Raw genomic sequence first — 13,437 nt, 5'->3', positions numbered from 1 at the left:
GCTTAACCTCTTGGCTCTTGAGAGCCGACACTGGCGGCCAGGATCGACAGCACCAGTTGCTGGAAATCCAGGCCCGCGGCACGGGCCGCCATCGGTACCAGGCTGTGATCGGTCATGCCTGGGGCGGTGTTGACTTCCAGGAACCAGAACTGCCCGTCGGCGTCCTGCATCACGTCCGCCCGTCCCCAACCGGCGATACCCAGCGCCTCACAGGCCTTGGCCGTGAGGTCCATCAGTTGTTTTTCCTTGGCGCTGTCCAGCCCGCATGGAATGCGGTACTGGGTGTCATTGGCCACGTACTTGGCGTCGTAGTCGTAGAACGTGTGCGGCGTACCCAGGGCAATCGGGGGCAACACCTGGTCACGCAGGGTGGCGATGGTGAACTCGGGACCGGTGATCCACTGCTCGACCAACACTTGCGAATCGTAGGAACTGGCGTCTTTCCATGCCGCGGTCAACTCAGGCAGCGAAGTCACTTTCGCCATGCCGATACTTGAACCTTCATGGGCCGGTTTGACGATCAAAGGGAAGCCCAGTTCCGTGGCCGCCGAAATACAATCGGCCTCGCAGGCCAACACGGCGTGACGGGGCGTGGGAATGCCGAGGCTGTGCCAGACCTGTTTGGTGCGCAGCTTGTCCATCGCCAAGGCAGACGCCAGGATGCCGCTGCCGGTGTAAGGGATACCCAGGCATTCGAGCAGGCCCTGCATGCTGCCGTCTTCGCCGCCGCGGCCATGCAGAATGATGAACGCACGGTCGATTTTTTCGTTCAGCAGGCGCTGCAAAAAGTCGTCGCCTACGTCGATGCCGAACGCGTCGACACCGGCGCTTTGCAGGGCTTGCAGCACGGCGTTGCCCGACTTGAGGGACACTTCGCGCTCGGCGCTCTTGCCGCCGAACAGCACGGCGACGCGGCCGAAGGCTTTCGGGTCCAGGGTCGAAACCAGGTTGGCGTAGGCAGCAGTCATTTCAGTTTCCCCTCGCTGGATGCCACGATTGCCCCGGCGAATAACGGACTTTTCAACAGTTTCGGGGCCAGGCCACCGATGTCACCGGCGCCTTGGCACAGCAGGATGTCGCCGGCGCGCAGCAGCGGTTTGACCAGCGGTGCGAGGTCCACGCCGCGTTCGATGTAGATCGGGTCCAACTGACCGCGCTGGCGAATGCTGTGGCACAGCTGCCGGCTGTCGGCACCCGGGATCGGCTCTTCGCCGGCCGGATAGACTTCCATCAGCAGCAGCACGTTGGCGTCGGCCAATACCTGGACGAAATCGTCGTACAGGTCGCGGGTACGGCTATAGCGGTGCGGCTGGTAAACCATCACCAGGCGCCGCTCCGGCCAGCCACCGCGCACGGCCTTGATCACCGCTGCGACTTCCGTCGGGTGATGGCCGTAGTCGTCCACCAGCATCACGTTGCCGCCGTCCACCGGCAGTTCGCCGTAGACCTGGAAGCGACGACCCACGCCCTGGAACCCGGACAGGCCCTGGAGAATGGCTTCGTCGCTGACGCCTTCGTCGGTGGCGATGCAAATGGTGGCCAGTGCATTGAGCACGTTGTGGTTGCCCGGCATGTTCACCGACACATCCAGCGGCTCGCGGTCAGGGCGCAGCACGGTGAAGAACGTCTGCATGCCCTGCTGGCGCACGTTGATGGCGCGCACGTCGGCCTCTTCGCCGAACCCATAGGTCACGGTCGGACGCTTGATCAGCGGCAGGATCTCGCGCACCACCGGATCGTCCAGGCACACCACCGCCAAACCGTAGAACGGCAGGTTGTGGAGGAACTCGACGAAGGTTTTCTTCAGCTTGTTGAAGTCACCGTCGTAGGTCGCCATGTGGTCAGCGTCGATGTTGGTGACCACGGCCACCAGCGGCTGCAGGTGCAAGAAACTCGCATCGCTTTCGTCGGCTTCGGCGATCAGGTAACGGCTGGTGCCCAGCTGGGCATTGGTGCCCGCGGCATTCAGGCGACCGCCGATCACGAAGGTCGGGTCCAGACCGCCGGCGGCGAACACCGAGGCGATCAGGCTGGTGGTAGTGGTTTTGCCGTGGGTACCGGCAACGGCGATGCCGTGGCGGTAGCGCATCAGCTCGGCCAGCATCTCGGCGCGTGGCACCACGGGAATGCGCCGCTCCAGGGCGGTCGCGACTTCCGGGTTGGACGTGTTCACGGCGCTGGAGACCACCAGCACATCAGCGTTGGCGGCGTTCTCGGAGCGGTGGCCGATGAAAATCTGCGCACCAAAGGACTCCAGGCGCTCGGTGACCGGCGAGGCTTTGAGGTCGGAACCGGAGACGTCATAGCCCAGGTTCAGCAACACTTCGGCGATCCCGCACATGCCCACGCCGCCGATACCGACGAAATGGATGCGGCGGATACGGCGCATTTCCGGTTGCGGCATGGCTTTGCGATTCTCAACCATGGGCCACCTCCAGGCAGGTATCGACCACTTGGGTCGTGGCGTCGGGTTTGGCCAGGCGGCGGGCGGCGCGGGCCATGTCTTCGATTGTTTGCGGTTGCATCAAAACCTCTGTCAGGCGCGCGGCAAGATCCGCGGCACCAGTCGTTCTTTGTGGCATCAGGAAGGCAGCGCCTTCGCGGGCCAAATAATCGGCGTTGCGGGTCTGGTGGTCGTCGATGGCGTGGGGCAAAGGCACCAGCATCGAGGGCAGACCGGCGGCAGCCAGTTCGCTGATGGTCAACGCGCCTGCGCGGCAGACCACCAGGTCGGCCCAGCCATAGGCTTGGGCCATGTCTTTGATGAAAGGCTGCACTTGCGCCTCGACGCCTGCGGCGCGGTAGCGCTCGGCGGTGACCTCATCGTGGTTTTTGCCGGCCTGGTGAAACACCTCGGGCCGCAGTTCGGGAGCGACCTGCGACAAGGCTTCGGGCAGCAATTTGTTCAACGGCTCTGCCCCCAGGCTTCCACCCAGGATCAGCAAACGCGCCTTGCGTCCGGCCAGGGCCGGGCGCGGTGTATCGAGGAACAGCTCGGTCCGCACCGGGTTACCGGTGGTGCGACGACTGCCCGACAGGGTAAAGGTGTCGGGAAAGGCTTCACAGACTCGAGCGGCCAACGGCACCAGTAACCGATTGGCGGTACCGGCCACGGCGTTCTGCTCGTGAACGATCACCGGCACCCCGGCCAGTTTCGCCGCGACACCGCCAGGACCGGTCACATAACCACCAAAGCCCACCACGCATACCGGCCGCAACCGACGGATGATCGCCCGTGCCTGCCAGATCGACTTGAGCAGCATCAGCGGCGCCTTGAGCAGCGACAACTTGCCTTTGCCCCGCAAACCGCTGGCGTTGATCTGGTGCAGCTCCAGGCCGGCGGCGGGCACCAGTTCGTTTTCGATGCCCCGTGGGGTGCCCAGCCAGTGCACGGTGTAACCACGCGCCTGGAACTCCCGGGCACAGGCCAGCGCCGGGAACACATGCCCACCGGTTCCGCCCGCCATGATCAACACGTTAGCGCCCATGAGTCGGCTCCTCGGCGAAGTCGCTCTCCTGGAATTCCATATCTTCGCTGCCCAAGTGGGTTCGACTCTCCCATTCGATGCGCAACAACAAGCCCAGACAGGCACAGCAAATCACCAGGGAACTGCCGCCGTAACTGAGGAACGGCAGCGTCAGGCCCTTGGTCGGCAACAGGCCGACGTTCACGCCAATGTTGATCAGGAACTGACCGATCCACAGGAACGACAGGCCATACGCCACGTACGCGGCGAAATACTGCTTGGCCCGCTCGGCCCACAAACCGATGTACATGCCGCGCACACAGACGAAGACGAACAGCGCGACGGTAAGCAGCGAACCAACCACGCCCAGTTCCTCGGCCAATACCGAGAACACGAAATCGGTATGGGCTTCGGGCAGGTAGAACTGCTTTTGCACGCTGTTGCCCAGGCCTACACCCAGCCACTCGCCACGACCGAAGGCGATCAGGGCCTGGGTCAATTGATAGCCGGAACCGAACTGGTCGGCCCACGGGTCGGTAAAGGTGATCAGACGCGCCATCCGGTAGGGTTGCGCCTGCACCAGCACCGTCACTGCGCCGACCGCCAGCGCCACCATCAGGGTGAAGCGAAACAGCCCGACGCCGCCTAGAAACAGCATTGCCGCCGCCGCGCCCATCATCACCACCGTGGCCCCGAAGTCCGGTTCCATCAGCAGCAGGCCGGCCATCGGCAGCAACACGATGAAGGGCTTGAAAAAGCCCATCCAGCTCTCGCGCACTTCTTTCTGGCGACGCACCAGATACCCGGCGAGGTAGATCACCACGAAGACCTTGGCGATTTCCGAAGGCTGTACGTTGAAGAAGCTGAAGCCAATCCAGCGCATCGAGCCGTTGACCTCGCGACCGATGCCCGGCAGCAGCACCATCACCAACAGGCCAAAGGCGCCGAGCAACATCATCCAGCCCAGGCGTTGCCAGGTGGCGATCGGCACCATCATGGTGACAATGCACGCGACCAGGCCAATCACCAGGTAAATCAGGTGACGAATCATGTGATAAAGGGTGTTGCCCGATTGCACGGCAGCCACTTCCGATGACGCGGAAGTGATCATTACCAGGCCCAGGCCCAGCAGCGCCAGGCAACCGACGAGCATCGGGAAATCCAGGTCGATGCCGCGCCCGGTGATCAGCGGGGACGGGTATGGCTTGATGATGTTCATCAGGTTCATGCCAAGTCCCCCACGGCCCGGGCGAACAGTTGCCCGCGCTCTTCGTAGTTCTTGAACATGTCGAAACTGGCGCAGGCCGGCGACAACAGCACCGCATCGCCCGGTTGTGCGAGGGCGCGGCATTGCTGCACCGCTTCGTCCAGCGAAGCGACGCGAACCAGCGGCACGCCGTCGCCGAGGGCCTGGGCGATCAATTCGCGGTCACGGCCCAGCAGCACCACGGCACGGCAGTTGGCCGCCACCGGATCGCGCAAGTCCTTGAAGTCGGCGCCCTTGCCGTCGCCGCCGGCGATCAGCACGAGCTTGCCGTCAATGTCCGCGCCCAGACCTTCGATGGCAGCCAGAGCGGCGCCAACGTTGGTGGCCTTGGAATCGTTGTACCAGGCCACCCCGTCGAGATCGCGAACCCATTGGCAGCGGTGTTCAAGACCGGCGAAGGTGCGCAGGGCCGACAGCATGGCGTCGAACGGCAGACCGACCGCATGTCCCAGGGCCAGGGCCGCCAGGGCGTTGGCCTGGTTGTGGGCACCGCGAATCTTCAGTTCGCGTACCGGCATCAGATTCTGGAATTCGAAAGCCAGGTATTTCTCGCCGTTCTCTTCCCGCAGCCCGAAGCCTTTGAAATCCGGCTGGCCCAGGCCGAAGGTCCAGCACGGTTGCCCCTCGCCCATCAGCGGACGGCTCAAGGCGTCCTGACGGTTGACCACAAACTGCCGGGCCCCGCGAAAGATCCGGTGTTTGGCCAGGTGATAGGCCGGCAGGCCGCTGTAGCGGTCCATGTGGTCTTCGCTGATGTTGAGCACGGTTGCCACTTCGGCGCCCAGGTGGTCGGTGGTTTCGAGCTGGAAGCTCGACAGTTCCATCACGTACAGCTCGACGTCATCACTGAGCAGGTCCAGCGCCGGGGTTCCCAGGTTGCCACCCACGGCAACCCGCTTACCGGCCGCCGCAGCCATTTCACCCACCAGGGTGGTGACGGTGCTTTTTGCGTTGGAACCGCTGATGGCGATGATCGGCGCGTTGGCGTGACGGGCGAACAGCTCGATGTCACCGGACAACTTCACGCCACGAGCGGCGGCGGCCTGCAAGGCCGGGGTCGCCAGCGCAAGGCCGGGGCTCACGTAGAGCTCGTCGGCGCGGCACAGGAACTCGACATCCAGCTCGCCACAACGCACGTCCACCTGCGGGTAGTCACGACGCAGCGTGGCCAGCTCAGGTGGATTTTCCCGCGTATCGGCTACAGCAAACGACACGCCCCGGTTCGCCAGGAAGCGAACCAGGGACATGCCGCTCTTGCCGAGGCCGACAACGATGCGGAAGTGGTCAGAAGCGATCAGGGACACTCGTTCTACCTCAGCTTCAGGGTGGCAAGGCCGACCAGGACCAGAATCACGGTGATGATCCAGAAACGGACAATCACGCGCGGCTCGGGCCAGCCCTTGAGTTCAAAGTGGTGGTGGATCGGCGCCATGCGAAATACCCGGCGGCCGGTCAATTTAAAGGAAGCAACCTGAATGACGACTGACAGGGTCTCCATCACGAACACACCGCCCATGATGAACAGGACGATTTCCTGGCGAACGATGACGGCGATAGTGCCCAGGGCCGCGCCCAGCGCCAGCGCGCCGACATCGCCCATGAAGACCTGCGCCGGGTAGGTGTTGAACCACAGGAAACCCAGCCCGGCACCGATCAGCGCACCGCAGAACACGATCAGTTCGCCGGCCCCCGGCACATAGGGAATCAGCAGGTATTCGGCGAATTTCACGTTACCCGACAGGTAGCAGAAGATCCCCAACGCGCCGCCCACCATCACGGTCGGCATGATCGCCAGGCCGTCGAGGCCATCGGTCAGGTTGACCGCGTTGCTCGAACCGACGATCACCAGGTAGGTCAACACGATGAAGCCTGCGCCCAGCGGAATGCTGTAATCCTTGAGCATCGGCAGGATCAGGGTGGTTTCCACCGGTGAGGCGGCGGTCATATAAAGGAAGATCGCCGCGCCGAGGCCGAATACCGACTGCCAGAAATACTTCCAGCGGCTCGGCAGCCCCCGGGAATTCTTCTCGATGACCTTGCGGTAGTCGTCGACCCAGCCGATGGCGCCGAACAGCAAGGTCACCAGCAACACCACCCACACGTACCGGTTCGCCAGGTCAGCCCAGAGCACGGTACTGATGCCGATGGACGACAGGATCAGCGCGCCGCCCATGGTCGGGGTACCGGATTTGGACAGGTGCGATTGCGGGCCGTCGTTACGGACCGACTGGCCGATTTGCAGGCTCTGCAAGGTGCGGATCATCCACGGGCCCAGGAACAGCGACAACGACAACGCGGTCAGCACACCCAGGATCCCGCGCAGGGTCAGGTACTGGAAGACCGCGAAGCCTTTGTGGAACTGTTGCAGGTACTCCGCTAGCAGCAGCAGCATTAATGTTTCTCCATACGGGAACCGCACAGCGCGGCGACGATGTTTTCCATCGCGGCACTGCGTGAGCCCTTGATCAATAAGGTGGTGTTCGGGTCTTGCTCGGCGCTCAGGGCCTGGATCAACTCGGCCTGAGTGCTGAAATGTTGTGCGTGTTCGCCAAACGCGGCCACCGCATGGGCCATCATCGGGCCGACGGCATACAGCGCATCGACCTTGCCACGCGCATAGGCGCCGACGTCGTGATGTCCCTGTTGCGCCCATTCGCCCAACTCGCCGATATCCCCCAGCACCAGCACGGTACGGCCGGGGAAACCGGCGAGAATATCCACCGCCGCGCACATGGACGTCGGGTTGGCGTTATAGGTGTCGTCGATCACGCGCATGCCGTTGCTGGCCAACTGCGCAACGGAACGCCCCTTGACCGGTTGCACCGCGTTCAAGCCGGCAACGATGCCCGGCAGCGACACGCCTAAAGCATGGGCGGCGGCCGCAGCGGCCAGGGCGTTGGCGACGTTATGGGTGCCAAGCAGGTTCAACTGGACCCGCTCTGCGCCGTCGGGACAGTGCAGGTTGAAGGCCGGGCAGCCGCGAGCATCGCGATCCAGGTCGCTGGCGTAAAAATTCGCGGCGAGATTGCTCAAGGCAAACGTCAACACCTTGCGCCCGCCCGCCCGGGCCTTCCAGGTTTCGAAGGCCTTGTCGTCAAGATTCAGCACGGCGACGCCATCGGCATCCAGCCCCTCGAGAATCTCACCCTTGGCCTCAACGATTTTGTCCGGGCCACCGAACTCACCGACGTGGGCGGTCCCGGCGTTGTTGATCACGGCCACGTGGGGTTTGGTCAGGCCCACGGTGTAGGCGATCTCACCGAGCCGCGAGGCACCGAGTTCAATGACGGCGGCACTGTGTTGCGGTGCCAGTTCCAGCAATGTCAGGGGTACACCCAGGTCATTATTGAGGTTGCCACGAGTGGCCAACACCGGACCGCGGGTGCGCAGGATGCTCGCGAGCATTTCCTTGACCGTGGTCTTGCCACTGGAGCCGGTGATGGCCGCGACCGGGTTGCGGTATGCGGCGCGGTTCAATGCACCGAGCTGGCCCAGGGCCTGGCGAGTGTCATTGACCTGCAATTGCGCCAGCGTGCTGTTGGTCACTTCCCGCTCGACCAGTGCCGCAACCGCGCCTTTGGCGGCCACGTCGTTCAGGTAATCGTGGCCGTCGAAACGCGGCCCGGCCAGGGCAACGAACAATTGTCCCGGCGCAATCGCCCGGCTGTCGATGCTTACCCCATCGAAACTGGCGTCAGCCGCGATCAGACGCGCCTGCAGAGCATTGGTCAGCTCGCTGAGCTTCAAAGCCTTAAGCATGGGCCACCTCCCACGCGGTCAGAGCGTGATCGGCTTCCACCAGATCGGAAAAGGCATGGCGTTCGCCGTTGATTTCCTGATAGTCCTCATGGCCTTTACCGGCCAGGACGACGACATCGTCCGCCGACGCACCGCCAATCAACTGGGCAATTGCCTGGCCGCGACCGGCCACGAAGGTGACGTTGTCCACTGCCGAGAAGCCGGCGCGGATGTCGTCGAAAATCTGCGACGGGTCTTCGCTGCGCGGATTGTCGTCCGTGACCACTACACCGTCGGCCAAGCGCTCCACCACTTCGGCCATCAGCGCACGCTTGCCACGGTCACGATCGCCGCCGCAGCCGAACAGACACAGCAACTTGCCCTTGGCGTGTGGCCGCAGGGCCATCAGAACTTTTTCCAACGCATCCGGGGTATGGGCGTAATCGACCACCACCAACGGTTGCGTTCCACCACCCAACCGTTGCATGCGCCCGGTAGGCCCTTCGAGTTTGGGCAGGACCTTGAGGATTTCATCCAGCGCGTAGTCCAGGCCGAGCAAGGCACCAATGGCCGCCAGGACATTGCTCAGGTTGAAACGACCGAGCAAAGTGCTGCGCAAGTGATGCTCGCCTTGGGGCGTAACCAGCGTGGCGCGCACGCCTTCGTCATCGAATTGCGCCTGGCGTACATAAAGGTAGGCGCTGGCATCTTCCAGGCTGTAGGTGATCAACCGGGACTCGCGCTTATCGGCGGCCAATTGTCGGCCGAACGCGTCATCAAGGTTGAGGACCCGGCACTTCAAGTCATTCCAGGCAAACAACCTGGCCTTGGCTTCGCCGTAAGCCTGCATGCTGCCGTGGTAATCCAGGTGATCGCGCGACAGGTTGGTCAATACCGCGACGTCAAACGCCAGGGCCGTCACGCGACCCTGGTCCAGGCCATGGGAAGAGACTTCCATCGCAACGGCCTTGGCTCCGGCCTTTTTCAGGTCGGCCAGGGTTGCCTGCACGGCGATCGGGTTCGGCGTGGTGTGCAGGCCACTCTCCAGCGCACCGTGGAAACCGTTACCCAAGGTCCCGACGATGCCGCAATGCTGGCCCAGCAGATCCAGGGCCTGGGCCACTAGCTGGGTAACGCTGGTCTTGCCGTTGGTGCCGGTCACGCCAATCAGGTTCAGGTGACGACTCGGGTCGCCGTAAAAACGCCCGGCGATGTCCGACAATTGGGCCGCCAGTCCCTTGACCGGAATCAGCGGCACATCAGTGATCGGTAGCACGGTCGCGCCGTCGACTTCATAAGCCACGGCAGCCGCACCGCGCTTCAAGGCGTCGGCGATGTGGGCGCGGCCGTCAAAACGGGCGCCCGGCACGGCCAGGAACAGATCCCCGGCACGCACGTGGCGACTGTCCAGGGCCAATTCGCGAATCAGCAGATCGTGGCCGGCATGGGCAAAAATCTTGTTCAGGCTCAGGGACATCAGCCACGCCCTCCTTCAGCTTTCAAGGGTACGACCGGGGCGGTATTGGCCTGCTGGGTCGGCGGCAGGTTATCGGGGGTGATGTTCATCAAGCGCAGGGTGCCGGACATCACTTTGCTGAACACCGGCGCCGAAACCAGCCCCCCGAAGTAGCCGGCCTTGCTCGGTTCGTCGATGACCACCACGACGGCGTAGCGCGGGTCGCTCATCGGGCCAAAACCGGCAAACAGCGAACGGTAGGAATTCTCGGCATAGCCCTTGACGCCCGCGGAGGTTTTGCGGGCCGTACCCGACTTGCCTGCCACGTGATAGGCCGGCACTTGGGCGCGGTACACCCCACGCGGCGCTTCGATCACCTGTTGCAGCATGCCTTGCATCGTCTTGGCGACATCCTCCGGAATGACCTGAGTGGACTCCGGGGCCTTGTCGGTTTTGATCAGCGACAGCGGTGTCATGCGGCCGTTGTTGGCCAGCACCGAAAACGCGTGGGCCAACTGGATCGCGGTCACGGAAACACCGTAGCCGTATGACAACGTGGCCGTTTCAGCCTTACGCCACTCGCGGTAATTCGGCAGATTGCCGACACGCTCGCCAGGAAAGCCCAGGCCAGTACCCTGACCAAGACCGATTTTCTGGGCGAGCCGGTAAATCGTTTCCCCGCCGATATCGAAGGCGATCTTGCTCATGCCCACGTTACTGGAGTTGATCAGGATGCCAGTCAGGTCAAGCACCGGGCCTTCGCTCCTGGAAACGTCCCGAATGGTGTACTTGCCGATCTGCAAGGTGCCCGGATATACCTCGACCGTGTCACCCGGCTTCCAGCGCCCGGTTTCCAGAGCCGCCGCCATGGAAACGGCTTTCATGGTCGAGCCCGGCTCGAACACATCGATCATCGCGCGGTTGCGCATCATCGCCGGCTGCAGGTTACGGCGATTGTTCGGGTTGTAGGTCGGCTGGTTGACCATGGCCAGGACCTCGCCGGTCTTCACGTCGAGGATCACCAGGCTGCCGGCCTTGGCACCGTTTTCGACGATGGCATTACGCAGCTCACGGTTGGCCAGGTATTGCAGGCGCAGATCAATGGACAACGCCAAGGGCTTGCCGGCCTTGGCGTTTTTGGTGACCTGGACATCCTTGATCAGCCTGCCCCGCCGATCCTTGATGACCTGACGCTTGCCGGGAACCCCGGCGAGCCATTCGTCGTAGGCCAACTCGACCCCTTCTCGCCCCCGGTCGTCAATGTCCGTAAAGCCGACCATGTGGGCCGTCACTTCACCGGCCGGGTAGAAACGCCGGAATTCTTCGATGCCGTAGACGCCCGGTACTTTCAGGTCGAGCACCCTCTGACCTTGCTCGGGCGTCAACCCGCGCACCAGATAGATGAATTCTTTATTGGCCTGGGCTTCAAGACGCTGAGCCAGGGCCTTGGGGTCCTGCCCAAGAGCGGCGGCCAGGGCCGGCCACTTTTCCTTGGCCTGCTGCATTTCCTTGGCGTTTGCCCACAAGGTCGTTACCGGGGTGCTCACGGCTAACGGCTCGCCATTGCGGTCGGTGATCAGGCCACGGTGAGCAGGAATCGGAATATGACGCAAGCTGCGGGCGTCGCCTTGCTCCTGAAGGAAATCACGATCGACCACCTGCAAATCGATGATGCGCCAGACGATAGCCCCCACCATGATCCCGAGCAACCCCAGGACCAGGCGGAAGCGCCACGGAAAGAGTGCCCCTTCGAGCTTCATCATGGCGCCACCATCTGCACTTCGGCAGCGCCAGGAATGCGCATCTTCAGCTGTTCGGTCGCCAGGACTTCGATGCGACTATGCGCGGTCCAGGTGCTTTGCTCCAGGATCAACCGGCCCCACTCGGCCTGGGCCTTGTCGCGCACGCTCAGTTCGCTGTACAGGTTATTGAGCAACTGCCGGTTCCAGTGCGCGCTGTAGGACACGGCGATGGCCGACACGAGCACGCCGATAAACAGCAGCAGCATAAAAAAGCTGCCGCCAGGCAGGGGCTTGGCGAAGAGCCTGCTCACCGCAACTTCTCCGCAACACGCATAACGGCGCTACGGGCGCGCGGGTTGGCCTTGAGCTCGGCCTCGGAGGCAAACTGCGCCTTGCCATGGATCTTGATTTTCGGCACGAAGGCTTCGAAACGCACCGGCAGGTTGCGCGGCAGGTTATCGGCCTCACCCTTGGTGAGCTTGCGCATGAACAGTTTGACGATACGGTCTTCCAGGGAATGGAAGCTGATCACCACCAGTCGACCACCGATCTCAAGCGCTTCAAGTGCCGCTTCAAGGCCAGCCTCGAGATCACCCAGCTCATTATTGACGTGGATGCGCAAACCCTGGAAAGCCCGGGTAGCCGGGTTCTTACCCTTCTCCCATGCCGGGTTGGCAACCTTCAGCACTTCGGCCAGATCGCCGGTGCGCTCGAACGGCTTGATGTCACGACGCTCGACCACGGCCCGCGCCATGCGGCCGGAAAAACGTTCTTCGCCGTATTCCTTGAACACACGGGCGATTTCTTCCGCCGCGGCGGTATTGACGAATTCGGCAGCGCTGATTCCGCGGGACGGATCCATGCGCATGTCCAGCGGGCCATCATTGAGAAAACTGAAGCCGCGCTCAGGGTCGTCCAACTGCGGCGAAGACACGCCCAGGTCAAGCAGGACGCCACTGACCTTGCCGGCCAGGCCACGCTGGGCGACTTCCGATCCCAGCTCCGCAAAGCTGCGCTGCACAACGACAAAGCGGCCGTCTTCGGCCGCTAGCGCTTGCCCGGTGGCAATCGCTTGAGGATCCTTGTCGAACCCCAGCAGCCGGCCGTCCGGACCGAGCTTGCTGAGGATCAGCCGGCTGTGCCCGCCGCGCCCGAACGTGCCATCCAGATAGCAGCCATCAGGACGTACGGCGAGAGCCTCGACGGCTTCGTCAAGCAGTACGGTGATGTGGTTAAAGCCGCTATCAATAGTCACAGGATCAAATCACGCAGTTCATCAGGCATCGCGCCCGGTTGTTGAATAGCAGCGAGGTCAGCGGCAGAGACCGCATTCCAGGCATCTTCGTCCCACAGTTGGAACTTGTTCAGTTGGCCCACCAGCATTGCGCGCTTGTCCAGCTTGGCGTACTCGCGCAGACGCGGTGGAACCAGGAAACGACCGCTGCCGTCGAGTTCGAGATCGACGGCGTTACCGATCAGCAAGCGTTGCAAGCGGCGGTTCTCTTCACGCAGCGAAGGCAGTGCGCGCAGTTTGGTTTCGATGATTTCCCACTCATCAAGAGGATAAACACACAAACATGGGTCAACGGCGTCGATCGTGACGATTAATTGCCCGGAACTCCGCGAAACGAGCTCGTCACGGTACCGGCTCGGCATGGCGAGACGGCCCTTTGCATCGAGACTGATAGCGTTAGCTCCGCGAAACACGTCAGCGTTTCTCCAAAAATTTTGCGTTTTAAGCTCAAAAAACCCACTTCATGCCACTTT

General features: G+C 62.7%; 12 protein-coding genes. All 12 read right to left on the bottom strand.

Annotated elements, in window-relative coordinates:
* Positions 1-2: 2 nt before the first annotated feature.
* The 12 genes from PSH57_RS05070 to mraZ are packed head-to-tail and all read right to left on the bottom strand — an operon-like array spanning position 3 to position 13,377.
* Positions 3-968 (bottom strand): D-alanine--D-alanine ligase, encoded by a 966-nt coding sequence (locus tag PSH57_RS05070; protein ID WP_305388150.1) that lies wholly within the window; start codon positions 966-968, stop codon positions 3-5.
* On the bottom strand, positions 965-2,425 hold the full coding sequence (murC, locus tag PSH57_RS05065) for a UDP-N-acetylmuramate--L-alanine ligase (RefSeq protein WP_305388149.1): 1,461 nt from the start codon (positions 2,423-2,425) through the stop codon (positions 965-967). Before murC ends, PSH57_RS05070 begins: the two co-directional genes overlap by 4 nt.
* A complete protein-coding gene (murG, locus tag PSH57_RS05060; protein WP_305388148.1) occupies positions 2,418-3,488 on the bottom strand; it encodes an undecaprenyldiphospho-muramoylpentapeptide beta-N-acetylglucosaminyltransferase in 1,071 nt (356 codons plus the stop codon). The genes murC and murG overlap by 8 nt, the downstream gene beginning before the upstream one ends.
* The gene (gene ftsW, locus PSH57_RS05055) at positions 3,478-4,695 is read right to left on the bottom strand and encodes a putative lipid II flippase FtsW (protein ID WP_422766071.1); all 1,218 of its coding nucleotides are present in this window, start codon (positions 4,693-4,695) and stop codon (positions 3,478-3,480) included. Before ftsW ends, murG begins: the two co-directional genes overlap by 11 nt.
* Positions 4,692-6,038 carry a UDP-N-acetylmuramoyl-L-alanine--D-glutamate ligase gene (murD, locus tag PSH57_RS05050; RefSeq protein ID WP_305388146.1) on the bottom strand — a complete coding sequence of 449 codons (1,347 nt, stop codon included), beginning with the start codon at positions 6,036-6,038 and terminating at the stop codon, positions 4,692-4,694. The genes ftsW and murD overlap by 4 nt, the downstream gene beginning before the upstream one ends.
* 5 nt (positions 6,039-6,043) lie before the next feature.
* Positions 6,044-7,126 carry a phospho-N-acetylmuramoyl-pentapeptide-transferase gene (gene mraY, locus PSH57_RS05045; protein ID WP_305388145.1) on the bottom strand — a complete coding sequence of 361 codons (1,083 nt, stop codon included), beginning with the start codon at positions 7,124-7,126 and terminating at the stop codon, positions 6,044-6,046.
* Entirely contained in the window at positions 7,126-8,493 is a 1,368-nt protein-coding gene (locus PSH57_RS05040; RefSeq protein WP_305388144.1) for a UDP-N-acetylmuramoyl-tripeptide--D-alanyl-D-alanine ligase, read from the bottom strand. Before PSH57_RS05040 ends, mraY begins: the two co-directional genes overlap by 1 nt.
* Entirely contained in the window at positions 8,486-9,949 is a 1,464-nt protein-coding gene (locus tag PSH57_RS05035; protein ID WP_305388143.1) for a UDP-N-acetylmuramoyl-L-alanyl-D-glutamate--2,6-diaminopimelate ligase, read from the bottom strand. Before PSH57_RS05035 ends, PSH57_RS05040 begins: the two co-directional genes overlap by 8 nt.
* Positions 9,949-11,688, bottom strand: a complete 1,740-nt coding sequence (locus PSH57_RS05030) for a peptidoglycan D,D-transpeptidase FtsI family protein (RefSeq protein WP_305390294.1) — start codon at positions 11,686-11,688, stop codon at positions 9,949-9,951. The genes PSH57_RS05035 and PSH57_RS05030 overlap by 1 nt, the downstream gene beginning before the upstream one ends.
* Complete coding sequence (gene ftsL / locus PSH57_RS05025; protein WP_256230642.1) at positions 11,688-11,981, bottom strand: cell division protein FtsL; 294 nt, start codon at positions 11,979-11,981, stop codon at positions 11,688-11,690. Before ftsL ends, PSH57_RS05030 begins: the two co-directional genes overlap by 1 nt.
* On the bottom strand, positions 11,978-12,925 hold the full coding sequence (gene rsmH / locus PSH57_RS05020; RefSeq protein ID WP_422766070.1) for a 16S rRNA (cytosine(1402)-N(4))-methyltransferase RsmH: 948 nt from the start codon (positions 12,923-12,925) through the stop codon (positions 11,978-11,980). Before rsmH ends, ftsL begins: the two co-directional genes overlap by 4 nt.
* On the bottom strand, positions 12,922-13,377 hold the full coding sequence (gene mraZ / locus PSH57_RS05015) for a division/cell wall cluster transcriptional repressor MraZ (RefSeq protein WP_003205355.1): 456 nt from the start codon (positions 13,375-13,377) through the stop codon (positions 12,922-12,924). The genes rsmH and mraZ overlap by 4 nt, the downstream gene beginning before the upstream one ends.
* Positions 13,378-13,437 lie beyond the last annotated feature (60 nt).

Origin of the sequence: Pseudomonas hefeiensis (genome assembly GCF_030687835.1) — a bacterium.
Taxonomy (GTDB): Bacteria; Pseudomonadota; Gammaproteobacteria; order Pseudomonadales; family Pseudomonadaceae; genus Aquipseudomonas; species Aquipseudomonas hefeiensis.
This window is presented reverse-complemented; position numbering and strand designations above follow the sequence as displayed.